Below are 24,832 nucleotides of genomic sequence, written 5' to 3'. Positions count from 1 at the left end.
GTCCCGCGGGGCCGCCGCGCTACGGGGTCCCGGGCGCGGGAAGGGCCAGCACCATCAGCGGATCGGTGGTCGGGGCGGGGGAACCGCCCGCGGGTTCCAGCGTGACCCCGACCGCGGTGGATCCGCCCACCGGGCCGGTCATCAGCTCGGGGGCGCCGGGCCGCGCGGGGTTCATCAGCCCGGCCGGACGCATCGCGCCCGCCGGGTCGGCGAACCACAGCTGGTACACCTTGCCCGCGGGCGGGGCCGGCATCCCGGAGGCCACGAACACCGCGCGGTTGCGGTCCTCGGAGACCACGACGGTGCCGGTGCCGCCGTTTGCGAGCCGGCCGGTGACGGGCGTGGCGTCGGGTGCGGCCAGCACGCCGGCCAGCTCGGCGGCCCGTGCCTCGGCGCGGCGCGCGTCCTGACGGGCCGTACCGGCCTGCTCCGCCTGCCAGACCGCGACCCCGCCGAGCCCGGCGACCGCCGCGAGGGAGGCGGCCAGCGCCCACCGCAGCCAGGGTCTGCCGGGCCGCGCGTGCCGGACGCGGGTCGGGACGCGGGTCGGGACGGGCGCCACCGGCTCTGCGGGCTCGGCGCGCTCCCCGGGCCGGTCGGTGCCGGGTGCGTTCCCGACGTCGGCCCCCGCCGCGGCCGGTCCGGGGGCCGGGAGCTCCCGGACCCGCCGCATCACCGCGTCGAACAGCTCCGGCGGCGGGCGGACCGCGACGGACCGGCCCAGCAGCGCCACCGTCGCGGCCAGTTCGCGCACCTCCCGGGCGCACGGCGGGCACGTCTCCAGGTGGGCTTCGAAGGCCGCGCGCTCCGCCGCGGGCAGCGCGTCCGTCACGTACGCGCCCGTCGCCCCGTGCATGCTCTCCGTGCTCATCCGTCGCTCACCCCGAGACAGTCCCGCAGCCGCAGCAAGCCGTCCCGCAGCCGGGTCTTGACGGTACCCAGCGGCACCGACAGCGACTCGGACACTTCACGGCAGGTCAGTCCCCGGTAGTAGGCCAGGGCGACCGACTGGCGCTGGATCTCCGTCAGCGAGCCCAGGCAGCGCCGCACCCGGTCCCGCTCCTCGCGGTCCTCGACCGCCTCGCTCACCTCGTCGAACTCCGGCAGGGCCGCCTCCAGCCGCGCCGCCCGCCGTTCCCGGTCGGTCGCCGCCTGAGCCGAGCGGACCCGGTCCACCGCCCGGCGGTGGGCGATGGTCAGCACCCACGTGCGCACGCTGCCCCGGTCCGGCCGGTACCGGGAGGCGGAGCGCCAGACCTCCACGAGCACCTCCTGGGCCACCTCCTCGGCCTGGGACCGGTCGCGCAGGACCGAGAGCGCAACGCCGAGCACCGACCCGCTCACCGCCTCGTACACGGCGGCGAAGGCCGTCTCGTCTCCCTCGGCGACCCGGCCGAGCAGGGTGCCGAGCTCGTTCACGTCGTCCACGGCCCGATCCTCCCGGATCCTTCCGCTCAAGTGGTGATTCGGAGCCGCGGCCCCGCCGGACTGCCCCGGGCGTTCCACCGGCCGCGTCATGCACGCGGCCGTCCGGCCCGGTCCGCCGCGCGGCGGGCCATGGCCACCAGGCAGGGGTCGGAGCCTCCTCCCCCCGCAGCGTAGTGCGCGTCCCGGGCGGCGGCCTCCCCGGCCGGGGGCCCGCCGTCCTGCCCGCCGTCCCGCGGGCCCTCCGGGGCGGTCCGCCGGGCCGCGATCCCCCCGCGCTTGCGCAGTTCCACCACCCCGTCGGCGAGGAGCGCCAGGTGCTGCGGCGGTGCTGCGGCGGACCCGCCCGGGGCGCCCTCCCGGCCACCGGCCCGTTCGCCGTGGCACCCGCCCCGTTCGTCCCCGGTCTCGTTCCGCTCGTACCCGTCCCGCTCGGGCCGGTCCTGATCGGACTCGGACATGGTCGGGCCCCCTCCTGGCGGTCGGCCGCCGCGCTGATCCACGGCGGCGCGACGGCGACGGCCGGGGCGGCCGCCGGAGTCCTCCGGCGGCCGCCCCTGATCGTTGCGGGTCAGTGAACCCAGGGCCCGCGCCGCCCCGCTGGCCGTCGGCCGCCCGGTCATCCGAACGGGTACCGAGATTCCCCCGAGAGGGTGGAACTCACCGGATAAGCCCGCTGGGCCCGCCGTGCATGGTGTAGGTCAGCGGGCCGCCGCCGGGAGGAACGCGGCGACGTCCGCGGCCAGGGCGTACGGGTCCCCGCTCGGCCGCTCCGGGTGCCGGGTGGTCCGCCGGGCCCACGCCTCCTCCTCGGCGTGCCAGTCGATCTCCCGCGGCGCGGTTCCCCCGACGAGCGCCTCCTCCAGCGAGTCGAAGTACAGCTCCCACCGCGGTCCGTACAGCTCGGAGACCAGACCGCTCCACTCGCGGTTCGCGTAGTCGTGCAGGAAGCCGCCCTCGCTCGTGCCGCGGCGGCCCCACACGCTCAGGATCGAGCGGGCGTCGTACTCGTACCGGTCCCGTTCGGCCTCGTCGGAGCCCTGGGAGCGGGCCGCGCCGAGCCAGCGGCCGAGCAGGAAGTGGGGGTCGGACCCGATGAGCTCGTCCAGCCGGTCCTCCGCTCCCCGCCATTCGGCGGTCAGCGCGCGGAAACCGTCCAGGTCCTTGGCCTCGTAGGCCGTCCTGATCTTCGGCAGCAGCACCCGCGAGTGGTTGGCGAGCGCCTGGCGCGCCGTGTCCACGAGGTCGAAGCGGTAGGCGCTGGACCCGCGCAGCCGCGGATCCACCCGCAGCAGGTGGTCCAGGGCCCTGCGCACCGAACCCGCCGGATAGCGCATGGACTTGGGGCTCCAGTACGCCGAACCCACCGCGGTCAGGCTCGGCCGGGCGGTGAACAGGCTGTCCTGGGACTCCGACCACAGCCCCGAGGAGGTGCTGTACGGCCCCGTGCGCAGCTCCTCCCAGGCCGCGGCGGCGGCCGCGTCGGGGCGGCCGTACCGGCGGGCCGCGAAGTCCGCGAACCACGTCCGCTGGTCGACCGGCCCCGGCTCCCAGGCCAGGTCGGTGAAGAGGTCGAACGCCGCCGGGTTGGTCCCGGTGGCCTCCGGGAGGTACGCGGTGCCGCTGAGCGCGCTGCCGCTCTTGGCGCGCCAGGCGGGGAACCGCTCCAGCCACACGGAGGTGTTCGCGCCGACCGTCGTGTGCCCGCCGAAGTTGTAGATGGTGCCCAGGGCGTACGGCGCACCGCCCCAACGGGCCTCGCGGTCCAGGCGGTTGTAGCGGTCGGAGAGCCCGTCGAGGATCAGCAGCTTCGAGGTGTCCACCCCGGCCAGCAGCTCCGCCGTCGGGTCGTCCTGCCAGCCCAGCACCGCCCACACGGCACCCGGATGGGCGGCGTGCAGGGCCCGCTGGATCGCCCCGGCGGCGGACCGCACGTCCACCGCCCCGGTCTGCCCGCCCTCGTGCAGCGGGCTCATCCGGTACATCGTGCTGTCCCCGAACACCGCGCGCTGCTCCGCGTAGTACGCGGCGGCCAGCTTCCCGAAGACCGGGGCGGCGGGATCCAGCCAGTCCGGCCGGTCGAAACCGGCCCAGTCGCCCTGCGGCACGGTGCCGGCGCCGGGGTTGCGCGCGGTGAACTCCGGCGGGACCGTCCCGAAGTAGCCCGGCAGCACCGGCGTCATCCCCAGCCCGCGCAGCTGCTCCGCGATCCGCCCGCCCAGCGCGGCGCGTTCGCGCATCAGCCGCTCCGTGACCGGGCCGCCGAAGCCGCTCAGGTTCTGCAGCAGCCACCAGCTCTGGTGGCCCGGGCCGGGGATCCACGCGCGCAGCTCGGCGGCCGAGTAGCCGAAGCCCTGCAGCGCCCGGTAGTACGGGTACTCGGCGCCCACCTGCACGAACACCTCGTTCACCCCGTGCAGGGCGAGCAGGTCGATCTGCCGCTGGTGCTCCTCGAAGCTGCGGTACGGGCCGGCGTACCCGTCGTCGGTGTCGTTCAGCGCGTACCGGTGCGGGACGACCGCGCTGCGGGTGACCGGCGCGGGGACGGCCGGCAACGTGGCGGGCAGCATGCCGATGCTGTCGCCCGGCCAGCCGATGTCGACCCCGGCGACGTGCTGGAGGTACCAGCCGACGCCGGTGAGCAGGGTGGCGCCGGTGGAACCGCGCACGGTGACCGCGCCGGCCGTACCGGACACCGTGAAGGTGTCGGCCGCGGCGCCGGTGTCGGGCACCAGGGTGAACTGCCCGGCGTGGCGCGGCAGCAGCCGCGCCAGCGCGGCCCGCGCGGGAGCGGGGTCGAAGCTCCGCGGCCGGGACGCACCGGTCCGCGCGCCCTCCGGTACGGCGGCCTGCGCACCGGCGCGTACGGCGGCCGGCGCGGCGGCCCGCGCGTCCGGGCCTGCTGCCGGGCCGGCTCCCGGGCCTGCTCCCGGGGCGGCCGCACCCGGCGCGGCTCCCGCACACAGCAGGGTCAGCAGCGCCGCCGGCAGCGCGGCGAGGGCGGCCGGGCGGGGCAGCCGCGGCCGCCGCCGTCCGCCGGGTGGCGTCGGGTTCGTCATCGGCTGGGTCATCCGCTCGGCCATCCTCGGGGTCGTCCGCTGCCAGGGGTGTCGTCGAAGCCGTTCCGTACGCCGCGCGGCGGGAGCGAAGGTGACGACACCCCCGGCCGGCCCGGCGGCCGGTTGTCCGTACGGTCCGGAGGCCGGCCCCGCGGCCGCCTCCGGTCCGTGCGCGATCAGACCGGCAGGGCCCAGGCCTGGTCGACCCGGTGGTCGCCGCAGGCCTCCAGGCGCAGCCGCTCGGCGGGTGCGTCCGGGGTCGCCGTCGCCGCGGGCGCCGTCAGGCACAGGCCGCTCGCCGCGTCGGTCAGGGTTCCGGTGCGGTCGTGCGTCCACTCCTGACCGGGCTCGCGCGACTGCCGGGGCGCGCAGGCGGCCAGTTCCACCAGCCCGTCCCCGCCCGCCGTCAGGCACTTGCCGGCCAGCCGCAGGGTGTGGTCGCGGCCCACCGTCCACCGCTGGTCGGGGGCGCCGGTGCACGCGGCCATGACCACCGCGCCGACGCCGGTGGTGCTGGCCCCGTCGGTGCACTTGGCGGCGCCGCCGACGACCTGTCCCGTCGGGACGGCCTCGGCGCAGCCGCGCGGGGTGAGCCGCCACACGGCGGTGTCGTGCGCGGCGAGCCGCCCGGTCAGCGCGTCCGGCACGTTGCGGCGCTCGCCGCTCCACAGGTCCTTCGCGTCGGCGCTGCAGCCGGACAGGCCGACCTCGTCGAGCGGCACGCGGATGTCGCGGTCGCTGCCCGAGCGGTTGAGGACGGCCACGGCGCGGTCGCCGTCGGCGAGCTCCCGCGTCAGGATCTCGAAGGTGGAATTGGAAGAGACGACGGAGCCCTGACGGCCCAGCGGGTCCTGGTCCAGCTCGATGAGGTCGGTGTTGCCGAGCGCGGCCAGACCCTCGGGCGTCAGCTCGGACACCTGTGAGGACAGGATGAACGGGGCCGCCATCATCGCCCAGAGGGCGACCTGGCTGCGGCCCTCGGCCGCGGTGAGCCCGGGCGCGCCCGCGATCAGGAAGTCGGGGTCGTTCCAGTTGCCGGGACCGGCGTACCGGCCCAGCCAGCGGTTGTAGCCGTAGTTGCCCATGACCGAGCTCCAGCGGGAGGTGGCGGGCGCGGCCGGCTTGTACACCTGGATGTCACGGCCCTCGCGCCACAGCTGGCCGGTTTCGCCGACCCACCCGAGCACCCGGTGCCAGTCGGCGCCGCCCCACTCGCCCTGCTGGAAGTAGGCGGGCGCGGAGGCCGACAGCACCATGTCGCGGCCGCTCTCGCGCAGCCCCTTCGCGACGGCGGTGTAGGCGTCGCGGTAGGCCTGCTCCTTCGTCGTCCCCGGCGGCACCCAGAGGTTGCAGCCGTCCATCTTGACGTAGTCGACCTTCCAGGAGGCGAACTGCCGTGCGTCCTCGGCGTAGTGGTCCGCGCCACCGCCCTGGGGGGAGCCGCTTCCGGGGTACTTCTCGCAGGTGAGGTACCCGGCGTCCTGGTAGATCCCGAACTTCAGGCCCTTGGCGTGCAGGTACTCGCCGAGCCAGGCCATGCCGTGCGGGAACTTCTCCGTGTCGACGACCAGCGCGCCCTGCGCGTCGCGGCTCTTGGTCATCCAGCAGTCGTCCACGGTGACCGTGTCGTAGCCCTTGGCGGCGAGTCCGGTGGACACCAGGGCGTCCGCGTTCGCGACCACGGTGGCCTCGTCGATGTCGCACATGTAGTGCGCCCAGTTGTTCCAGCCCATGGGCGGGGTGAGCGCGAGCGGGGTGTCCGAGGTCGCGGTCGGCTCGGCCGCCGCGGGGGCGGGGGCGAGCGCCAGGGCGAGCAGGGCGGCCGCTGTCAGGCAGGGGAGCGTCGCACGCAGGCGAGGCGGCACGGAGACTCCTTGACGTGGGGCTGTCTGTGGACGTGGGGCTGTCGTGCGCCCAGTGCACCGGCGCGGCTACCCACTGTCAACGCATGTCGATGGTTATCGCACAATGACCAGCAATATGGCCGCAGTCGGCATCACGCGAAGGAGTGAAGCGGACGCGCCGACGTGCGAGATACGTCGTATGTTACGGTGTATCTCATGCCGAGACGATCAATGGCCCTGGACCGCGCCACCCCCGAGGTGATCGCCGTGGCCGCCCTGCGCATCCTCGACGAGCACGGGCCCGAGGGCCTCAGTTTCCGCGCGCTCGCCGAACGGCTCGGCGTCTCGCACGCCACCGTCCAGCGCCGCTGCACCGACCTCGCCGGACTGCTGGACCTGTGCACCGAACACCTGGCCGCCCAGCTGCCGGAGGTCCCCGCCGGCACGGACTGGGCGCAGGCCACCGAAGAACGCTTCCGCGCGCTCTACCGGCTGCTCGTCGCCCACCCCGGGCTGCTGGTGCTGCGCGGCGGCCGGCCCTGGCTGGGGCGCCAGCTCCTGGCCCGGCTCGTCGAGCCCGCCCTCGCCGACAGCGTGGCCGCGGGGATGACGCCCGCCGGTGCGATGACCGCGTACCGCCGCATGTACCTGCTCACCCTGGGCAGCGCGGCCTTCGTGGACCACCGCGACCCGGAAGGGGCCACCGCCGCCTCCCGCGCGGCCCTGGCCGCACTGGACCCGGAGCAGTTCCCGGTGCTGTCCGGCGGACTGGCCGACGTACTGCCGCCCCTGACGGACCACGAGGTCTACCACGGCGCCCTGCGCCAGCTCATCGACGCCGCCCGGCCCACCTCTTGACGGGGAGACCTTCCATGCACGCGGAACAGCAGCTCGACTACGCGGCCGTACGCGCCGCCGCCGACCGGATCGCCGGCGGCGTACGGCCCGTAGCCGTGGCCCCGGCCGCCGACGGGGTCTGGTACGCGCTGGAACACCTCCAGCACACCGGCTCCTTCAAGGCCCGCGGCGCCCGCAACTTCCTCGCCGCCCACCACCGGGCCGGCACCCTCCCCGCCGCCGGCGTCACCATCGCGTCCGGCGGCAACGCGGGCCTCGCCTGCGCCTGGGCGGCCCGCGCCCAGTCCGTGCCCGCCACCGTGTTCCTGCCGGCCAACGCCCCGCGCGTGAAGGTGGAGCGGCTGCGCGGCTACGGGGCCGAGGTGCGGCTGGTCGGCGAGCGGTACGCCCACGCCCTCGACGCCTGCCGGGAGTTCGCCGCCGAGAGCGGCGCCCTGAGCAGCCACGCCTACGACCACCCGCTCATCGCGGCCGGCGCCGGAACGCTGCTCGACGAGATCCGGACCGCGCTGCCCGGGCTGGACGCCGTGGTCGTCGCGGTCGGCGGCGGCGGACTGTTCGCCGGAGTGGCCACCGCCGCGCGCGAGCACGGCGTACGGGTGATCGCCGCCGAGCCGGAGAACTGCCGGGCGCTCAACGCGGCCCTGGCCGCGGGCCGCCCCGTGGACGTCGAGGTCGACTCCGTCGCCGCCGACTCCCTCGGAGCCACCCGGGTGTCGGCGGACGCCCTCGCGGCCGCCCGGCACGGCGGCGTACGGTCGGTCCTCGTCCCGGACGCGGCCATCACCGCCGCCCGGCGCTCGCTCTGGGAGGAGCACCGCCTCGTGGTCGAGGCGGCCGCGGCCACCGCCGTGGCGGCGCTCCGGGGCGCCCCGGAACCGCTGGGCGAGCGGGTCGCGGTCATCCTCTGCGGGGCCAACACCGATCCGGGGGACCTGGTGGCCCCCGCCGCGTGAGCCGGTGCCCCGTCAGCCGGCGGGCGGGCCCGGGGCGTCCGCGCGCACCACGACCACGGTGCTGTCGGCGTACTGGACCACCTGCTGGCTCACCGAGCCGAGCAGGGCGCCCTTGATGCCGCCGTAGCCGCGGCTGCCGACGACCGTCAGCTCGGCCTCCGCGGAGGCGTCCACCAGCACCCGGGCCGGCGCCCCGTGCTCGACCCGGCGGAAGACGGGCACCCCGGGCGAGGTGCCCACGGCCTCCGCCACCGTGTCGGCCAGCTTGAGGCGGGCGGCCTCCTCGGCGGTCACCAGCTCCGCCCGGGCCACGTCCGGGGCCACCCCGAAGGGGTTGGTGTTCCACTCCCAGCTCATGACGGCGTGCACCCGGGCGCCGGTGGCCTTGGCCTGGCGGACCGCCCAGCGCAGGGCCTCCTTCGAGTGCTTCGAACCGTCCACGCCGACGACGATCAGCGGCTCGACGGGCTCGCTCATGGTGCTTCCTCTCGGTCCGTCCGGATGATCCCTTCTCTCCCTGTATACACGGGAGAGGGGGGACGACCTCGAACGACGATCGTCGCGCGGCCCGACGACTTTCGAGGACGGTGCCGGGCCCCCGCCCCCTGCGAAGGTCGGAGCGTCACGGTGAACGGCACCGGACGCGGCACGGCTTGGAGGAACGGCGTGGCTCAGCGCAAGGGTTGCCTGATCGGGTGCGGCATCGCGGCGGTGGTGGGCATCGGGCTCATCGCGGCCCTGGTCTTCGGAGCCTCCAAGATCCTGGACGCCGCGGACAAGACCCTGCTCGACCCGAAGGTGTACGCGGCGGCCGAGGTCGGCCGGCCGGAGCAGGAGGTGCGCGACCGGCTCCCGTCGGGCGAGACGTTCATCAAGTCCGGCCTCAAGGACGGCGGTCCCGCCGAGCCGGCGGGCAGCACGTGCTCGTGGTACCTGTCCGACGGCGACCCGGTCGGCGGCACGGAGACGGTGTTCCGCTTCTGCTTCAAGGACGGCACGCTCGCGGAGAAGGTCCAGTACGCCATGAAGTAGGGCCGCCGCAGAGCGCCTTGCCGGTGCTCACCGGGGCCACGGACCGTACGCCCCCCGCGCGAGCAGCCGCCGGGCCCGGCCGCCGTCCGCGGTGCCGTCCGCCCCGAAGGCGCCGCCCCCGACGACCAGCCGGAGCCCCGCGAGGGCCGGGGCGAACCGCGCCGAGGCGTGCGCCGGGAGCCGGTCCGCCTCCGACTCCAGCCAGGCCGTGACATCGGCCTGGGCGTCCGCCCCGCAGAGCGAGAGGTGGAACAGCGCCTGCCGCCAGGCCCGGGCGGCGCGCTTGATGCCCGCCGCCCTGCGGGACGCGTCGGCGAACGCGGCCCGGGCCGCCGCCTGTCTGCCGTCCCGCGCCGCGGCGCCGGCGTACCGGGCCGGCGCGGCCAGGCCGAACGCGGTCAGGACACGGGCCTGTTCGTCGAGCGCCGTGTCGGTGGCGAGCGCGCGGCCGAGGAGCCGGTCCCCGTCGGGCCCCCCGGGCGCCCGGTGCCCGGCGCGCACGGCGCAGAGCAGGACGAAGCCGGCCCGGTCGTCCGCGTCGGCCAGGTCCCGTAGGGCGGCGTAGTCGATGCCGTAGTACCGCTCGTAGAGCGTGCCGCGCAGCAGCTCCGCGGCGATCCGCGCGGCCGGCAGGACCTCCGGGGCGAGCGTCCCGTGGTAGGCGTCCGCGAAGGGCCACGTCAGGAACGGGGCCCGGACGCCGGAGCGTTCCGCGAACCGGTTCAGGTCCCCGAGGAGCCGGTCGGGCACTCCGGCACCCGGAAAGGTCCGCGCGCACAGCGCCGCGAGCTCGCCCGCCTCGGCGCGGGCGGCGGCCCGCAGATCGGGGGCCCGGTGCGCGGGGGCCCGGTGCGCGAGGGCCCGGATCCAGGGCGGCCGGGCGGCGGGGTCCTGCGGCGCTGGCGACCCGTACGCGTACCCGCGCCGCGACCGGTACGCCGCGGCGAGCAGGGTACCGAGGGCCGGGTCGGGGAACCCCCGGGCGGCGTGCGTGCCGAGCAGCTGCGCGGCCAGCTCGGCCAGCACCTCGGCGGAGGGCACCGCCCCGCGGCGCACCTGGTCCTCCAGCGGGGCCTCCAGCACGCCGGAGGCCACCGCCCGGACCGCTGCCGGGACCGGCGTTCCGGCGGGCGGCGCTCCCCGTGCGGCCTCCGCCGCGGTCACCGGCGCGACCAGCGGTCCCACGTCGGGCAGCCCCCGGTCCACGGGGTGCTCCGCCAGCCGGCGCCGTACGAGCGCGGCGAGTTCGTGGTGCGCGGGCCGACCGGCCTGCCGGGCCTGGTCCGCCCGCAGCCGTGCGTGCTCCGGGGAGCCGGGCCGGCCGCGCTTGGCCACCATCGAGTCGACGACGTGCCGCAGCAGCCCGGCCGCCCGGGGCGTGAGCGGCCGGCCCGCGACGGCCTCCTCCAGGGCGCGGCGCAGGACCGAGGCGTTCGACTTCGGCCCGAGGTGCTTCGTACAGCGGGTGTGGACGGTCAGCAGCGACGCGTAGCGCTCCAGCAGCTCCGCGCCGTCCGCGAGCCAGCCGGGCCCGTCCGCGTCGGCGCGCAGCCGGTGGGCGAGGAGCTCGTCCTCGAACGGCCGCCAGACGGTGAGCGCCTCGCGCTGGGCCTCCACGGCGGGGCGGGGGCCGCGGTCCGCGAGCAGGAGGGCGGCCTCGCCGGCGGTCCGGCGGCGCACGGCGTCCGCCGGCGCGGACGGGAGGTCCGCGGGCCGGGGCGCGAAGCGGATCTCGCGGGCGAGCGGCCGCAGTTCCCCGACGAGCTCCGCGGCGGGCGCGGTGTCCCCGGCCCGCTCCAGCCAGGCCACGACGAGCAGCGCGGCCTCGTCGGGCGCGTGCAGCGCGTAGCACCCGGTCTCCAGCAGCGAACGCAGCCAGGCGCGGCCCCGGTCCGTGAGGCAGTACGCGAAGGCTTCGCCCGGGGAGAGCCCGGCGAGGGGGTTCGGGTCGTGCGCGTGCGGGTCCATGGCCGGCGTGGCAGGTCCTGCCCCTGCGCCCTCCGGTGGTGCAGACCGGTGCTCTGGCTGCTGAGCTACACGCCGTCCGCCGAACCTACCCGGCTGCGCGCCGCCCGCTCAAGCGGGGCGGGCCGGACGGAGCGTGCGGGAAGGAGCGGGCCGGAGGATTTCGACGGGCGGGGTAAAGCGCATTAGTGCCCGCCGCGGTGAACCGTCGATATGAAGTCAACATGTGAGGGACGGCCGGTGCCGGCCCCCTATCGGCACCCTGCTGGAAGGGCCCCGTACTAAAGCGCATCAGCCCAGTTCGAGAGGCAGATGGAGGAGGTGCCGGAAGGGGGCCCGCACCCGTTATCCGAAAGGGGGAACAGGGGGCCACCGGCCACCCGGACCTTCGCCTCGTTGACGCGATCCCGCTTTCGGACGACCGTGGTCACCGCCATCCGGCAGAGGCGCCGGACTTCTGTGAAGGCGGCGACGATGACGCGATCGATACCGACCCGTACCGCTGTCGCCACGCTCGTGGCCGGCACGCTCCTGTCGGCTTCCGCCTGCGGTCTGGGCGGTGGGGCCGCAGACGTGGACGAGGCGGAACGGACGGGCAGGGTGTCGGGCGAGATCAGGTTCCGCACCCTCCAGCTGAAGCCCGTGTTCACGTCCTACGTGCAGGGAGTGATCGACGCCTTCGAGGACGAGCACCCCGACGTCGAGGTCACGTGGGAGGACGTCCCGGGCGACGGCTACAACGAGAAGCTCGTCGCCGACGCCCAGGCCGGAGCCCTCCCGGACGTGGTCAACCTCTCCACCGACTCCTTCCAGCTGCTCGGGGACCGGGGCATGCTCGCCGACGTCGCCAAGCTCGACGGGGCACTGGCCGATGACTACGTGCCCGGCGCCTGGGAGCAGTTCAAGCTCCCCGGCAAGGGCGACGCCGTGTACGCCTACCCCTGGTACGTGACCCCGGAGATCCTCACCTACAACACGGAGCTCTTCGAGCGGTCCGGCCTGGACCCCGCCGCACCGCCCACGAGCGTCGAGCAGTTCTTCGACCACGCCGAGCGGATCGCCGCCGCCTCCGGGGGCCGGTACGCCGCCTTCATGGCCGATCCCAAGGGCCGGCTGCCCGGGGACTGGCAGAAGATGGGCGTGCCGATCCTCAACGCCGAGCGGGACCGCTTCACCTTCGACACCGACCGGGCCGTCGCGTGGGTGGAGCGGATGAAGGACCTCTACGCCAAGGGCGCCATGCCCCGGGAGTCCCTGCTCACGTCCGCCGACATCAACCAGCTCTACGGCGCGGGCAAGCTCGTCTTCGGCCCCGGGTCCCCGGGCTTCGTCAAGGACATCAAGCAGAACGCCCCGCAGGTCTACGCGAACACCCGGGTCGCCGGGGCCGTCACGGGAACGCTCGGCCACATCGGCATCTACGCCCAGTCGCTCGGCATCCGGAAGGACACCGCGCACCTCGACGCGGCGGCCGCCTTCGCCGCGTGGGTCACCAACGGGCCCAACCAGGTGGAGTTCTCCAGGAGGGCCACCATCTACCCGTCCAACGCCCGGGGCCTCGCCGACCCGCTCTTCTCCGACCGCGGCGACGGGACCGACGCGGAGACGGTCGCCCGCGCGGTCGGCGCCGAACAGCTGAAGAGCGCCGCGCTCGACGCCAACACCCCGGTCCAGTGGACCAACCAGGTCGGCGACGCCGTCGTACGGGAGGTGCAGCGGGCCATCACGGGCGAGCAGGACCCCCGGACCGCGGTGCGCAGGGCCCAGGAGCAGGCGAACCGGCTGCTCGCCGACGCGACCGCCGAATGACCGGGGCGGGGGAGGCGGGGGAGGCGGGGGAGGCAAAAAACAGGCGGGCGAAGGCGGCCGGGGAGGCTGGCACGGGGCTGGTGCACCGCTCGTGGTGGACCCCGTACCTCTTCCTCGCGCCCGGCCTGGTGATGGTGTGCCTGTTCAGCCTCTGGCCCTTCGTCAACACCGTCGTCCTCTCCTTCACCGACGCCCGCATCCTGCGCGGCGGCACCTTCGTCGGCTTCGCCAACTACACCCGCGCCTTCGCGGACCCCGACTTCTGGGTCGCGGCCGGCAACAGCGTGCTGTACCTCGTGGTCGTCGTGCCGTGCCTGGTGTTCCTGCCGCTGGCCCTCGCCGTCCTCGTGCAGACCGAGATCCCGGGCATCGGCGTCTTCCGCTCCGCGTTCTACACCCCGGTGATCGCCTCGGCCGTGGTCGTCGGCCTGATCTGGCAGTGGGTGCTGCGCAGCGACGGGCTGGTCAACACCGTCTTCCGGAGGCTGTCCCTCGTCTCCGAGCCGATCCCGTTCCTGACCGACAGCACCATGCTGCTCGTCTCCGCGATGATCGTGACGGTGTGGAAGGGCCTCGGCTACTACATGGTCTTCTACCTCGCGGCCCTCGGGAACGTCCCCGCCTCGCTCCACGAGGCGGCCGCGCTCGACGGCGCCGGCGCCGTACGCCGCTTCTTCAGCATCACCGTCCCCCAGGTGAAGCCGATGATGCTGCTGGTCGGCACCCTGTCCGCCGTCTCCGCGCTCCGGGTCTTCACCGAGATCTACATCCTCGGGGGCGAGAGCGGCGGCCCCGGCGGCGGCGCCCGCACCCTGCCGTTCCTGATCCGGCAGGTCGGCCTGGGCTTCGCCGGCGAGACGGGTTACGCCTCCGCCCTGTCCATCCTGCTGTTCCTGCTGACCCTGGTCTTCAGCCTGCTGGGCCGCCGCCTGTCGAAGGGGGACGAGGCGTGAGCGCTCCGTCCCCTCCCGGACGTCCGGAATCCCGGCGCTCCCGCGCCGACCGCAGGCGCCGGCGGATCGGCCGCACCGGCCGGTACGCGACGCTGCTGCTGATGCTGGCCGTCATGCTCGGACCGATCGTCTGGCAGTTCCTGACCTCGATCCGCGGCCGCACCGAGAACGTGTACGACGGGGTGCTGCCCTCACAGCCCACCCTCGACAACTACGTCAGGGTCGCGGGGTCCTTCCCGCTCCTGCAGTACACGGGCAACACCCTCGTCGTCGCGGCCCTCGCGGTCACGTCGAACACGCTGTTCGCGGCGATGGGCGGGTACGCCCTCTCCCGTGCCGCGTGGAAGGGCCGCACGGCGGTGTTCACCGTGCTGGTGGCGACCCTGATGTTCCCGTTCGAGTCCGTGATGATCTCGATGTTCCTCACCGTCCGGGACATGGGCCTGGTCGACACCCTCATCGGCGTGTGGCTCCCCGGGGCCGTGTCCGTCCTCAACATCATGGTCATGCGGGCGGCCTTCCTGGCGGTGCCCAAGGAGCTGGAGGAGGCCGCGGTGCTGGACGGCGCCAACGAGTGGACCCGCTTCTCCCGGGTCTTCCTGCCCTCCGCCAAGGGAGCCCTGGCGGTCGTCTGCATCACCAGTTTCATGGGCGCCTGGGACGACTTCCTGTGGCCCCTGCTCGTCCTCACCGACAGCGACCACTACACCCTGCAGCTGGGGCTGAAGACGCTGGCCGGCGCCACCACGGTGAACGACCAGCGGCTCATCGCCGCCGGTGCGATGGCGGCGCTGATCCCGATGATGCTGCTCTTCTTCGCCCTCCAGCGGTTCTTCTTCAAGGGAGTCGGCGACGGCGCGGTCAAGCTCTGAGCTGCCGCACCCGTCCCGCCGCCGGCCGCCCCCGCCGCCCGCCCCACCCGTCCCGCTCGCCTCGTCCGTCCCTTCCCGTCCTCCGTACGCACCCGCCTCCCTGGAGCAGCCGTCATGCACGACGACCGCAGCATCACCGAACACCGCCTCCGCCGGGTCCTCAAGGAGCGCATCAAGCCCGCCGTCCACACCCGGCCGGTCCCGCTGGCCGTCGAGCGGTGGGAGGCTCCCGGCGAGCCCGTCCCCGTCGCCGAGGGACTGGCGGCCGCGTACGGGCCCTGCGCGGTCGGCGACGCCTGGGGCCCCGCCTGGGGCACCACCTGGTTCAAGGTCACCGGCACCGTACCGGCCGAGTGGGCCGGCCGTACGGTGGAGGCCGTCCTCGACCTCGGCTTCGACCGGATGATGCCGGGATTCCAGTGCGAGGGCCTGGTCCACCGGGCCGACGGCGCCGAGGTCAAGGCGCTCAACCCCGCCAACGACTGGGTGCGCGTCGCCGACCGGGCCGAGGGCGGCGAGCGGGTCGAGTGGTACGTCGAGGCAGCCTCCAACCCCGTCCTCGTCGACCACGCCGCGACGTACGAGGGCGACCTGCGGACCAGCGGCGACCAGCCGCTCTACCGGCTCGCCCGGATGGACCTGACCGTCTTCGAGACCGAGGTCTGGGAGCTGGTCCAGGACCTGGAGGTGCTCTACGACCTCATGACGCAGCTCGGCACGGGGGACGCCCGCCGCTACGCGATCCTGCGCGCCCTCGACGCGGCCCTCGACGCCGTGGACCTCGGTGACGTGCCCGGCTCGGCCGCGTCCGCCCGTACGCACCTCGCCGCGGTGCTGGCCGCGCCCGCCCACGCCTCCGCGCACCGGATCAGCGCGGTGGGCCACGCCCACATCGACTCCGCGTGGCTGTGGCCGCTGCGCGAGACGGTCCGCAAGGTCGCCCGCACCACGTCCAACGTCCTCGCCCTGATGGACGAGCACCCCGAGTTCGTGTTCGCGATGTCGCAGGCGCAGCAGCTCGACTGGATCAAGACCTACCGGCCGGAGCTGTTCGAGCGGATCAAGAAGAGGATCGCCGACGGCCGGTTCGTGCCCGTCGGCGGGATGTGGGTCGAGTCCGACACGAACATGGTCGGCGGCGAGGCCATGGCCCGCCAGTTCCTCTACGGCAAGAAGTTCTTCCTCGACGAGTTCGGCATCGACACGCACACCGTGTGGCTGCCCGACTCCTTCGGCTACACGGCCGCCATGCCGCAGATCGTCAGGCTCGCCGGCTGCACGTCGTTCCTGACCCAGAAGATCTCCTGGTCGCAGGTCAACGCGTTCCCCCACCACACCTTCCGGTGGGAGGGCATCGACGGCACCCGCGTCTTCACGCACTTCCCGCCCGTCGACACCTACAACTCCGACCTGGGCGGCACCCAGCTGGCCCACGCGGCCCGCAACTACCGGGAGAAGGGGCGGGGTTCGCGCTCACTGGTCCCCTTCGGCTGGGGCGACGGCGGTGGGGGTCCCACGCGCGAGCACCTCGCCCGCGCCCGGCGCCAGCGGGACCTGGAGGGGTCCCCGCGCGTCGAGATCGAGCGCCCCGACGCGTTCTTCGAGAAGGCCCGCGCCGAGTACGCGGACGCCCCCGTGTGGGCCGGCGAGCTCTACCTGGAGCTCCACCGCGGCACCTACACCTCCCAGGCCAAGACCAAGCAGGGCAACCGGCGCAGCGAGTCCCTGCTGCGCGAGGCCGAGCTGTGGGCGGCCACCGCCGCGGTGCGGGATCCCGGGTACGCCTACCCGTACGAGGATCTGGAGCGGATCTGGAAGACGGTGCTCCTGCACCAGTTCCACGACATCCTGCCCGGGTCCTCCATCGCCTGGGTGCACCGCGAGGCGCGCGCCACGTACGCGGCGCTGGGCGAGGAGCTGCGGGGGATCACCCGCGCCGCGCAGGGCGCGCTGGCGGGGGAGGGAGACGCGGAGCTGGTCTTCAACTGCGCCCCGCACGCCCGGCGCGGCGTCCCCGCCGGCGGCGCCTGCCGCCCCGCCGCGGCCGGCGAGCCGGTCACGGTGCGGGAGCGGCACGGCGGCGGCCACGTCCTGGCCAACGGACGGCTGCGGGTGGAGGTCGACGGCCGGGGCCTGATCGTGTCGGCCTGGGATCTGGAGGCCGGCCGGGAGTCCGTCGCCCCCGGCGCGGCGGCCAACCTGCTCCAGATCCACCCCGACTTCCCGAACATGTGGGACGCCTGGGACATCGACGCGTTCTACCGGAACAACGTCACCGACCTCGTGGACCTGGACTCCCTGGAGGTCACCCGGGACGGCCCGGAGTCCGCCACCGTCCGCGCCACCCGCTCCTTCGGCTCCTCCTCGGCCGTCCAGTCGGTGACGCTGCGCTCCGGCGCCAGGACGGTGGACATCGTCACGGTCGTGGAGTGGCACGAGACGGAGAAGTTCCTGAAGGCCGCCTTCCCGCTGGACGTGAAGGCCGAGCGGTCCGCCTCCGAGACCCAGTTCGGGCACGTGTACCGGGCCACGCACACCAACACCTCCTGGGAGGCGGCCAAGTTCGAGATCTGCGCCCACCGCTGGATCCACGTGGGCGAACCCGGCTGGGGTGCGGCGCTGCTCAACGACTCCACGTACGGGCACGACGTGACCCGCGACGTACGGCCGGACGGCGGCCAGACCACCACCGTACGGCTCTCCCTCCTGCGGGCCCCGCGCTATCCCGACCCGGAGACCGACCAGGGCTCCCACACCCTGCGCTTCTCGCTCGCCCCCGGGGCCGGCATCGCCGACGCGGTCCGCGAGGGCCACGCGCTCAACCTGCCCGAGCGCACCCTGACCGGCGCCGGCCCGGTGGAGCCCCTGGTGGCGGTGGACGGCGACGCGGTGGTCGTCGCGTCGGTCAAGCTCGCCGAGGACCGCGGCGGCGACGTGATCGTCCGCCTGTACGAGTCCCGGGGCGGCCGGGCCGCGGCCACCCTCGCGGCCGGGTTCCCGCTCGCGGCCGCGGTCGAGAGCGACCTGCTGGAGCGGCCGCTGGAGGCGGGGGCGGTCGGCCCGGTCACGCCGGCGGGCACGGTCGCGCTGACGTTGCGCCCGTTCCAGATCGTCACGATCCGCCTGCGCGGGGCCTGACGGGGACACGGCGCTGCCGGGGCGGCCCACGGGGGAGGCCGTCCCGGCGGCACCGCGGCTCGTCCCGGCGGCGCCGCAGCTCGTCCCGGCGGCGCCGCGGCCGTGAACTCCGCCACAGGGGAGCGCGGCCCGGCCCGTGGTTGCCGGTCCGGGCCAGGGGGAACGTCCGCATTCGGTTATGCACCTAGTTGCAAAACCAGCCCCGGCTCGCTAGAACAGGGTCATCACCCCCGCGCGAGGAGGCGCCCCCCATGTCGCAGAGCCGGTACCCGCACCTGTTGAGCCCCCTGGACCTCGGTTTCACCACGCTGCCGAACCGCGTGGTCATGGGCTCCATGCACACCGGCCTGGAGGAGCACGAGGGCGGCTTCGAGCGCCTCGCCGCCTTCTACGCCGAGCGCGCCCGCGGCGGGGTCGGCCTGATCGTCACCGGCGGCATCGCGCCCAACGACGCCGGCCGCCCCTTCGAGGGCGGCTCGCGCCTCACCACCGAGGAGGAGGCGGCCGAGCACCGGGTGATCACCGAGGCCGTGCACGCCGAGGGCGGGAAGATCGCGATGCAGATCCTCCACTTCGGCCGCTACGCCTACCACAAGGACCTGGTCGCCCCCAGCCCGCTCCAGGCCCCCATCAGCCCGTTCGTCCCGAACGAGCTCACCGACATCGAGGTCGAGCGCACGGTCGAGGACTTCGTCCGCGCCGCCCGCCTGGCGAAGCTCGCCGGCTACGACGGCGTCGAGATCATGGGCTCCGAGGGCTACCTCGTCAACGAGTTCATCGCGGCCGCGACCAACCGCCGCACCGACCGCTGGGGCGGCGCCTACGAGAACCGCGTCCGCTTCCCGCTGGAGATCGTCCGGCGCACCCGCGCGGCCGTCGGCGAGGACTTCATCATCGTCTACCGCCTCTCCATGCTGGACCTGATCCCGGGCGGCTCCACCCTCGACGAGGTCGTCCGCCTCGCCAAGGAGGTCGAGGCCGCCGGCGCCACCATCATCAACACCGGCATCGGCTGGCACGAGGCCCGCATCCCCACCATCGCCACCTCCGTCCCGCGCGGCGCGTACACCTGGGTCACGAAGCGGCTGATGGGCGCGGTGAGCGTTCCGCTCGTCACCAGCAACCGCATCAACACCCCCGAGATCGCCGAGGAGGTGCTCGCCGACGGGCGCGCCGACCTCGTCTCCATGGCCCGCCCCTTCCTCGCCGACGCCGACTTCGTCGCCAAGGCCGCGGCCGGCCGCGCCGAGACCATCAACACCTGCATCGGCTGCAACCAGGCCTGCCTCGACCACACCTTCAGCGGCAAGATCACCAGCTGCCTCGTCAACCCGCGCGCCTGCCACGAGACCGAGCTGGTCCTCGCGCCCACCCGGCTGAAGAAGAGCGTCGCCGTCGTCGGCGCCGGCCCCGCCGGGCTGGCCTGCGCCGTCTCCGCCGCCGGTCGCGGCCACGCCGTCACCCTCTTCGAGGCCTCGGGGCACATCGGGGGCCAGCTCGACATCGCCCGCCGCATCCCGGGCAAGGAGGAGTTCGAGGAGACCATCCGCTACTTCGGCACCCAGCTCGTGGAGAGCGGGGTGGAGGTCCGCCTGAACACCCGCGCCGACGTGCGGACGCTCGAAGGCTTCGACGAGGTGGTGGTCGCCACCGGAGTCTCCCCCCGCACCCCCGACATCGAGGGCGTCGACCACCCCGGCGTCGTCACCTACCTCGACGTGCTGCGCGACGGCGCCCCGGTCGGTGAGCGCGTCGCCGTCGTCGGGGCCGGCGGCATCGGCTTCGACGTCGCGGAGTTCCTCACCGACAGCGGCGAGGGCGCCTCCCAGGACCCCGCCGTGTACTTCCGGCACTGGGGCGTGGACACCTCGTACGCCGGACCCGGCGGGCTCACCGCCCCCGAGCGGCCCGCCCCGCCGCGCCGGGTGCACCTGCTCCAGCGCAAGACCACCAAGGTCGGCGCGGGCCTGGGCACCACCACCGGATGGATCCACCGCGCGGAGCTCAAGCACCGCGGGGTCGTCTCCGTCGCCGGGGCCACCTACGACCGCATCGACGACGAGGGCCTGCACATCACGGTCGGCGGCGAGCAGCGCCTCGTACCCGCCGACACCGTGGTCCTGTGCACGGGCCAGGAGCCGCGGCGCGACCTGTGGGAGGCGCTGCGCGAGGCGGGCGTCGAGGCGCACCTGATCGGCGGCGCCGACGTGGCCGCGGAACTCGACGCCAAGCGGGCCATCCGCCAGGGCACGGAGCTGGCCGCCCGCCTCTGAGCCGGAGGGCCTGCGGGCGGGAGATCCTCCCGGGGATGATCCTTCGCGCTCCAGGGTGTTGTGGCGGGCGGGTCCCGGCCGCCACAATCTCCTGGTGACGCTGACACCGGCAGACGCCGAGAAGATCCTCGCCGACCACTTCGCCCCCTGGGTGCTCTCCCTCGGCCTGACCGTCGAGGAGACCGGGGAGCGGCACGCCGTGCTGCGGCTGCCCTGGTCCGACACCCTGGCCCGGGACGGCGGCGGCCTCTCCGGCCAGGCGCTGATGGCGGCCGCCGACACGGCCACGGTCATCGCCCTGTCCGCCGCGCGCGGGGAGTACGGGCCGATGACCACGGTCCAGCAGTCGACCAGCTTCCAGCGGCCGGTGGTCGGCGCGGACGTGCTGATCCGCGTACGGGTCACCAAGCTCGGCCGGCGGATGGCCTTCGCGGACGTCACCATGACCCCCGAGGGCGCCGACGAGCCGGCGGCGACGGCCTCCACGGTCTACGCCCTGCTCGGCTGAGCCCCTCCGGCGAGCCCGGGCCGCGCCCGGGCACCGCGCCGTCGCCGTCCGGTCGGTTGGCGCGCGCCTGAGCCCCACCTCTGCGATCGTGGACCCCGTTGCGGATCGCGCCGCGGGCCGCCCGGGTCGTACGAGGAGTGGACATGTCCGGACAGTTCGAGGCGAGCGTGGAGATCGACCGGCCGATCGAGGCGGTCTTCGCCTACCTCGCCGACGGGCGCCACGACCCGGAGTTCAGCCCGCGGGTGCAGGAGATCACCAAGACGCCCGACGGCCCGACCTCCGTCGGCACGGTCTTCCGCAGCACGGTCAAGGACGCGGGGATGAAGACCGGCCGCGAGTTCCGCATCACCGCGTACGAGCCGCCGGGCCTGATCCGCTGGACGGAGCAGACCAAGAACCTGGTCACCGCGTCCGGCGGCTACGACCTCGAAACCCTCCCCGGCGGCCGCACCCGGGTCCGGATCTTCAACACCCTGGAGGGTCACGGGATCGGCAAGCTGCTCGTCGGCCTGGCCGTGAGCGCGGCCCGCAAGGACGCCCCGGACTTCGGCCGCCGCATCAAGGCGGCGGCCGAAGCCTCCCTCGCGTCCTGAGCGGCGTCTTCGGGTCTCCCGCCGGTCAGCCGTGGCCCCAGCGGAAGTCCGCCTCCGGGAAGCGGGCCGACGGGGCGTCCAGGAGGGGCGCGCGGCGGCCCAGCAGGAACCGGTCGAAGAACGCGCGGGTGTAGGCGCGGACCAGCTCCGTGGAGCGGGCCGGGGCCAGGGCGCCCAGCAGCTCCGCGTACAGGTCCTCCGGCCAGGCCTCCCGCAGCCCGCCCGGGCCCGCGAAGTGCGGGACGTCGGTGAACGTCAGGTGGCCGCTGCCCGTGAGCCGCACCTGGCGGGCCCAGCCGCGCTGGTGGCCGCGCCAGCGCCGCCACGTGTCGTGGTCCTCCAGCGCGGTGAGCAGGAGGTAGGGCCGGTCCAGCCCGACGTCCGCGACGGGCGAGCCGAAGAACGCCCCGTCCAGGCCGAGTCCGGCCCGGAAACGGCCGTCCACGCGCAGGACCTCGGCAGCCGCGGCCCCGCCCATCGAGTGGCCCAGGACCCCGATCCGCGCCGGGTCCGCGACCGGCCCCTCCGGCCGCAGGCCCCGTACGCCCGGACGGGTGAGCTCGGTCGCCACGAAGCGCAGGTCGCCGACCCGGGCCCCGATTTCGAGCCGCTCCTGCGCGTCCCAGTCGGCGGGCTCCGCGGGCAGCGCGCTGCGCACCACCCGGCCGCCGGGGAACTCCACCGCCTCGGCGTCGAAGGTGTGGTCCACGCCCGCCACCAGGTACCCGTGAGCCGCCAACTCCTCCGCCAGCGCCGTGCAGTTGCTGCGCCCGCCCCGGCGCCCGTGGCCGAGCAGCAGCAGGGGCAGCGGCCCCCGCGCGGCCGGGGCCCCGTACCGGGCGTGCGGACGTACGGCGCCCAGCGTCCCGGGCGTCAGCGGCAGGGCCGCCTCGACGGCCGCGGCGACCGGGGCAGTGGTGTAGGCGGCCCGCGGCCGGCCCGCCTCGTCGGCGGCGGGGTACCACAGCTGCACCATCAGCTCGCGGGCCCGGCGGTCCGGTGCGAGCGGGTCCGCGCGGCGGTGGTCGACGAGGTGCAGCGTCCGCGTCCCCACCGGTCGGCGGGCGCCGGGTGCCGGCAGCGGGAGGTGAACGTCCCTGACGGGTACGGCGGGTGGGGCGGCCGCGGCCTCCGCCGCGGTGGGCAGGAGCGCGGCGCCGGCGGCCGAGCCGGCGAGGAGCAGGGTCGAGCGGCGCGTGAGCATGATCCACCTCGGGGACGCGGCGAACACTACGACCGCCCACCGTAGTTGGTCTGGACCATTCTGCCCATGGTGTGTTCCGGTCGGGTGTGCCCGGCTGTTCAGCCGGCCTCGGGGCCGCCGTCGGCCGCGAGTTCGCGCACCGCGTCGGCGACGGCCCGGAAGTCCCTGCGCAGGATCCTGGAATGGTTGCTCGCCACCTTCGCGCTGACCCGGATGTTCGGATTGCGGGCGAGCGCGGGGTCGAGGCCGGCACGGATCCGCTCCATCAACTCGGCTTCACCGCCCAGGTTTCCGCCGGTGGCGAGCACGTACCGGGTCGGCACGGCGAGGCGGTCGAGGACCGGTTCGAGGGCGGCGGGCGCGCACAGCTCGTTGGCCTCGATGTTGATCTCGGCGTGCTGCGCGGCGCTCATGCGCGCGGCCAGTCCGAGCGGGCGGGCGATGGGGAAGAGCGGGCTCAGCCGGCGGAACAGCGTGCGGATCTTCTCGCGGGCCGCATCGTCGAGCCACTCGTGCGGAAGGGCGCCGTCCACGGACACGACGCCGAGCGCGCGGCCCGGGTTCCGGGCGGCCCAGTGCACGGCGAGCATCGCGCCGTAGGACCAGCCGACCAGGATCGGCCGCTCCACGTCCCTGGCGGCGAGGACGGCGTCGACGTCGCGCAGGCACGCCTCGAAGGAGTAGTCGTCGGAGCGCCGCGACGCGCCGCGGGCACGCTCGTCGTAGGTGAGGTGCCGGAAGCCGCCGCCGAGGTCCGCCGTCACGCGCCGCCAGTGCGACCGGTCGGCGTAGGAACCGTTGAGATAGATCACGGGGCGGCCGGGCCCGCCGGTGTCGGTCACGGCCAAGGCGGTGTCGTCGACCGGCACGGTGCCGGTCCAGGCGGACGGTTCGGCGGTGGTGTCGAAGGTCTTCATGGCGTTCACCTGTCTGCTCGATGTTTCTGATGTGGTGAACGCTACGTTGCATTCAAGATTCCTTCAATGAGCTTCCCGCGGGTGATCCCTGTTAGTACAGGTGAATGCCGGTATTTCATTGCAATGATCCTGAAGTCGAATGCAATGAAAGGGTGCCATGCGTTGCAATGGTGTGCAGCTGAACGCTCCGCGGGGCATGGACCGCGCGCGGCGGACGGAAGAGGGGCTGCGGGGGAGAGCGGGCGGTCAGGCGGACCGGTAGGGGCGGAAGAACGTGCGCAGTTCCTCCGCGTACAGCTCGGGCTCCTCGAACGGGGCGAAGTGGCCGCCGCGCGCCGGCTCGGTGACGCGCACGACGTTCGCCGTGCGGTCGAGCCACGCCCGCGGCGGGCGCACGACGTCACCGGCGAACAGCGAGAAGCCCGACGGCACCTCGACCCGGCGGGCGTGCTGCGCGAGGGGGATCGCGGCGTTCGCCCGGTACATGCGCATCGAGGAGCCGATGGTCCCCGTGAGCCAGTAGAGCGTGAGGTTCGTGAGGATCTCGTCCCTCGTGAAGGACCGCTCGACGTCACCGTCGCAGTCGCTCCACGTCCGGAGCTTCTCGACGATCCACGCGGCCAGCCCGGCCGGCGAGTCGGTGAGCCCGAAGGCCGCCGTCTGGGGCTTCGTACGGTGCAGGGCGGCGTAGGCGCCCTCGGACCCGCCCCAGGCCGCGGCTTCGGCGAGCCACGCGCGCTCCTCGGGGGCGAGCACCGCCGGGTCACCGCCGAAGACGGGCAGCCCGGCGTCGGTGCGGTGGACGGCGACGACCCGCTCGGGGTGGTCGAGCGCGAGGAAGCGGCTCACGTGGCTGCCCATGTCGCCGCCCGCGGCGCCGAACCGGCGGTAGCCGAGGAGGTCCATGAGCTCCGCCCACAGGCCCGCGACGGCGACGGAGTCGAGGGCCGGACCGGCCGGGGCGTCGGAGTACCCGTAGCCCGGCATGTCGGGTACGACCACGTCGAACGCGTCCGCCGGGTCGGCGCCGTGCCCGCCGGGGTCGGTCAGCAGCGGGACGACCTTCTGGTAGCGCCAGAACGAGTCCGGCCAGCCGTGGCTGAGGACCAGCGGGAGGACGGGCCCGGCCGGCGCCACGGCCCTGGCGTGCACGAAGTGGATGCCGAGGCCGCCGAGCGGGACGCGGAAGCGGGGCAGCCGGGCGAGCGCGGCCTCCTGGGCCGGCCAGTCGAACCCGTCCGCCCAGTACGCGACGAGCTCGCGGAGGTAGCCGAGGTCGGTCCCGAGCGACCATCCGGCCTCCCGGGGCGAGTCCGGCCACCGCGTCGCGCGCAGCCGCGCCCGGAGGTCCTCCAGCGCCGCGGGAGCGGTCTGACGGGTGAACGGCACGGGGCGGCGAACTGCGTCCGGCATGGGGCGCATG

At 74.7% G+C, this 24,832-nt stretch carries 20 protein-coding genes and 1 tRNA gene; 10 read left to right on the top strand and 11 right to left on the bottom strand.

The genetic code is table 11. The annotated features are described in order from the left end of the window. Positions 1-19: 19 nt before the first annotated feature. The 5 genes from ACZ6S8_RS32765 to ACZ6S8_RS32745 all read right to left on the bottom strand — a co-directional run bounded on the left by ACZ6S8_RS32765 (position 20) and on the right by ACZ6S8_RS32745 (position 6,349). Positions 20-871: an anti-sigma factor gene (locus ACZ6S8_RS32765; RefSeq protein WP_469461131.1), complete on the bottom strand. Its 852-nt coding sequence runs from the start codon at positions 869-871 to the stop codon at positions 20-22. Continuing rightward, positions 868-1,428, bottom strand: a complete 561-nt coding sequence (gene sigK / locus ACZ6S8_RS32760; RefSeq protein WP_469461130.1) for an ECF RNA polymerase sigma factor SigK — start codon at positions 1,426-1,428, stop codon at positions 868-870. Before sigK ends, ACZ6S8_RS32765 begins: the two co-directional genes overlap by 4 nt. A gap of 86 nt (positions 1,429-1,514) precedes the next feature. Continuing rightward, positions 1,515-1,886 (bottom strand): hypothetical protein, encoded by a 372-nt coding sequence (locus tag ACZ6S8_RS32755; protein WP_469461128.1) that lies wholly within the window; start codon positions 1,884-1,886, stop codon positions 1,515-1,517. Between the two features lie 240 nt (positions 1,887-2,126). Continuing rightward, positions 2,127-4,496 carry an alpha-N-acetylglucosaminidase gene (locus ACZ6S8_RS32750; RefSeq protein ID WP_469461127.1) on the bottom strand — a complete coding sequence of 790 codons (2,370 nt, stop codon included), beginning with the start codon at positions 4,494-4,496 and terminating at the stop codon, positions 2,127-2,129. 164 nt (positions 4,497-4,660) lie between these two features. Continuing rightward, positions 4,661-6,349 carry a ricin-type beta-trefoil lectin domain protein gene (locus ACZ6S8_RS32745; RefSeq protein WP_469461125.1) on the bottom strand — a complete coding sequence of 563 codons (1,689 nt, stop codon included), beginning with the start codon at positions 6,347-6,349 and terminating at the stop codon, positions 4,661-4,663. A gap of 195 nt (positions 6,350-6,544) precedes the next feature. Here ACZ6S8_RS32745 and ACZ6S8_RS32740 point away from each other — a divergent pair, with 195 nt between their 5' ends. Together ACZ6S8_RS32740 and ACZ6S8_RS32735 are read left to right on the top strand one after the other, a co-directional pair. Beyond that, complete coding sequence (locus ACZ6S8_RS32740) at positions 6,545-7,186, top strand: TetR/AcrR family transcriptional regulator (protein WP_469461124.1); 642 nt, start codon at positions 6,545-6,547, stop codon at positions 7,184-7,186. A 14-nt stretch (positions 7,187-7,200) separates the two neighbouring features. Next, complete coding sequence (locus ACZ6S8_RS32735; protein WP_469461122.1) at positions 7,201-8,142, top strand: serine/threonine dehydratase; 942 nt, start codon at positions 7,201-7,203, stop codon at positions 8,140-8,142. Between the two features lie 12 nt (positions 8,143-8,154). Here the strand turns inward: ACZ6S8_RS32735 and ACZ6S8_RS32730 are convergent, their stop codons facing one another. Continuing rightward, entirely contained in the window at positions 8,155-8,619 is a 465-nt protein-coding gene (locus ACZ6S8_RS32730) for a universal stress protein (protein ID WP_469461120.1), read from the bottom strand. A gap of 189 nt (positions 8,620-8,808) precedes the next feature. Here ACZ6S8_RS32730 and ACZ6S8_RS32725 point away from each other — a divergent pair, with 189 nt between their 5' ends. Further along, complete coding sequence (locus ACZ6S8_RS32725) at positions 8,809-9,174, top strand: hypothetical protein (RefSeq protein ID WP_469461119.1); 366 nt, start codon at positions 8,809-8,811, stop codon at positions 9,172-9,174. A gap of 27 nt (positions 9,175-9,201) precedes the next feature. On the opposite strand, the gene ACZ6S8_RS32720 is transcribed toward ACZ6S8_RS32725, so the two are convergent. Together ACZ6S8_RS32720 and ACZ6S8_RS32715 are read right to left on the bottom strand one after the other, a co-directional pair. After that, complete coding sequence (locus ACZ6S8_RS32720) at positions 9,202-11,142, bottom strand: hypothetical protein (RefSeq protein WP_469461117.1); 1,941 nt, start codon at positions 11,140-11,142, stop codon at positions 9,202-9,204. Then, a tRNA-Cys gene (locus ACZ6S8_RS32715) sits at positions 11,142-11,217 on the bottom strand. Before ACZ6S8_RS32715 ends, ACZ6S8_RS32720 begins: the two co-directional genes overlap by 1 nt. 396 nt (positions 11,218-11,613) lie before the next feature. Between ACZ6S8_RS32715 and ACZ6S8_RS32710 the strand changes: the two genes are divergently transcribed. From ACZ6S8_RS32710 to ACZ6S8_RS32680, 7 genes are all read left to right on the top strand, one after another. Beyond that, the gene (locus ACZ6S8_RS32710; RefSeq protein WP_469461115.1) at positions 11,614-12,948 is read left to right on the top strand and encodes an ABC transporter substrate-binding protein; all 1,335 of its coding nucleotides are present in this window, start codon (positions 11,614-11,616) and stop codon (positions 12,946-12,948) included. A gap of 77 nt (positions 12,949-13,025) precedes the next feature. Then, positions 13,026-13,901, top strand: a complete 876-nt coding sequence (locus ACZ6S8_RS32705; protein WP_469461167.1) for a carbohydrate ABC transporter permease — start codon at positions 13,026-13,028, stop codon at positions 13,899-13,901. Beyond that, complete coding sequence (locus ACZ6S8_RS32700; protein WP_469461113.1) at positions 13,898-14,773, top strand: carbohydrate ABC transporter permease; 876 nt, start codon at positions 13,898-13,900, stop codon at positions 14,771-14,773. The genes ACZ6S8_RS32705 and ACZ6S8_RS32700 overlap by 4 nt, the downstream gene beginning before the upstream one ends. Before the next feature lie 114 nt (positions 14,774-14,887). Further along, on the top strand, positions 14,888-17,911 hold the full coding sequence (locus ACZ6S8_RS32695; RefSeq protein WP_469461111.1) for an alpha-mannosidase: 3,024 nt from the start codon (positions 14,888-14,890) through the stop codon (positions 17,909-17,911). A 251-nt stretch (positions 17,912-18,162) separates the two neighbouring features. Further along, positions 18,163-20,184 carry an NADPH-dependent 2,4-dienoyl-CoA reductase gene (locus ACZ6S8_RS32690; RefSeq protein ID WP_469461109.1) on the top strand — a complete coding sequence of 674 codons (2,022 nt, stop codon included), beginning with the start codon at positions 18,163-18,165 and terminating at the stop codon, positions 20,182-20,184. Between the two features lie 94 nt (positions 20,185-20,278). Beyond that, positions 20,279-20,692: a PaaI family thioesterase gene (locus ACZ6S8_RS32685; protein WP_469461108.1), complete on the top strand. Its 414-nt coding sequence runs from the start codon at positions 20,279-20,281 to the stop codon at positions 20,690-20,692. Between the two features lie 143 nt (positions 20,693-20,835). After that, positions 20,836-21,288 carry an SRPBCC family protein gene (locus ACZ6S8_RS32680; RefSeq protein ID WP_469461106.1) on the top strand — a complete coding sequence of 151 codons (453 nt, stop codon included), beginning with the start codon at positions 20,836-20,838 and terminating at the stop codon, positions 21,286-21,288. Between the two features lie 25 nt (positions 21,289-21,313). Here ACZ6S8_RS32680 and ACZ6S8_RS32675 read toward each other — a convergent pair whose 3' ends face one another. The 3 genes from ACZ6S8_RS32675 to ACZ6S8_RS32665 form a co-directional block, all read right to left on the bottom strand. Further along, positions 21,314-22,492 carry an alpha/beta hydrolase gene (locus tag ACZ6S8_RS32675; RefSeq protein ID WP_469461104.1) on the bottom strand — a complete coding sequence of 393 codons (1,179 nt, stop codon included), beginning with the start codon at positions 22,490-22,492 and terminating at the stop codon, positions 21,314-21,316. 98 nt (positions 22,493-22,590) lie between these two features. After that, the gene (locus ACZ6S8_RS32670) at positions 22,591-23,409 is read right to left on the bottom strand and encodes an alpha/beta fold hydrolase (RefSeq protein WP_469461102.1); all 819 of its coding nucleotides are present in this window, start codon (positions 23,407-23,409) and stop codon (positions 22,591-22,593) included. Positions 23,410-23,655: 246 nt separating this feature from the next. Beyond that, complete coding sequence (locus tag ACZ6S8_RS32665; RefSeq protein ID WP_469461101.1) at positions 23,656-24,822, bottom strand: epoxide hydrolase family protein; 1,167 nt, start codon at positions 24,820-24,822, stop codon at positions 23,656-23,658. Positions 24,823-24,832 lie beyond the last annotated feature (10 nt).

Source organism: Streptomyces sp. NPDC048461 (assembly GCF_055587105.1).
This window is presented reverse-complemented; position numbering and strand designations above follow the sequence as displayed.

Coding starts and splice junctions, on each gene's coding strand:
- ACZ6S8_RS32765 (WP_469461131.1), bottom strand. CDS start 871: ATGAGCACGGAGAGCATGCACGGGGCGACGGGCGCGTACGTGACGGAC.
- ACZ6S8_RS32755 (WP_469461128.1), bottom strand. CDS start 1,886: ATGTCCGAGTCCGATCAGGACCGGCCCGAGCGGGACGGGTACGAGCGG.
- ACZ6S8_RS32750 (WP_469461127.1), bottom strand. CDS start 4,496: ATGACCCAGCCGATGACGAACCCGACGCCACCCGGCGGACGGCGGCGG.
- ACZ6S8_RS32740 (WP_469461124.1), top strand. CDS start 6,545: ATGCCGAGACGATCAATGGCCCTGGACCGCGCCACCCCCGAGGTGATC.
- ACZ6S8_RS32735 (WP_469461122.1), top strand. CDS start 7,201: ATGCACGCGGAACAGCAGCTCGACTACGCGGCCGTACGCGCCGCCGCC.
- ACZ6S8_RS32730 (WP_469461120.1), bottom strand. CDS start 8,619: ATGAGCGAGCCCGTCGAGCCGCTGATCGTCGTCGGCGTGGACGGTTCG.
- ACZ6S8_RS32720 (WP_469461117.1), bottom strand. CDS start 11,142: ATGGACCCGCACGCGCACGACCCGAACCCCCTCGCCGGGCTCTCCCCG.
- ACZ6S8_RS32710 (WP_469461115.1), top strand. CDS start 11,614: ATGACGCGATCGATACCGACCCGTACCGCTGTCGCCACGCTCGTGGCC.
- ACZ6S8_RS32695 (WP_469461111.1), top strand. CDS start 14,888: ATGCACGACGACCGCAGCATCACCGAACACCGCCTCCGCCGGGTCCTC.
- ACZ6S8_RS32690 (WP_469461109.1), top strand. CDS start 18,163: ATGTCGCAGAGCCGGTACCCGCACCTGTTGAGCCCCCTGGACCTCGGT.
- ACZ6S8_RS32680 (WP_469461106.1), top strand. CDS start 20,836: ATGTCCGGACAGTTCGAGGCGAGCGTGGAGATCGACCGGCCGATCGAG.
- ACZ6S8_RS32675 (WP_469461104.1), bottom strand. CDS start 22,492: ATGCTCACGCGCCGCTCGACCCTGCTCCTCGCCGGCTCGGCCGCCGGC.
- ACZ6S8_RS32670 (WP_469461102.1), bottom strand. CDS start 23,409: ATGAAGACCTTCGACACCACCGCCGAACCGTCCGCCTGGACCGGCACC.
- ACZ6S8_RS32665 (WP_469461101.1), bottom strand. CDS start 24,822: ATGCCGGACGCAGTTCGCCGCCCCGTGCCGTTCACCCGTCAGACCGCT.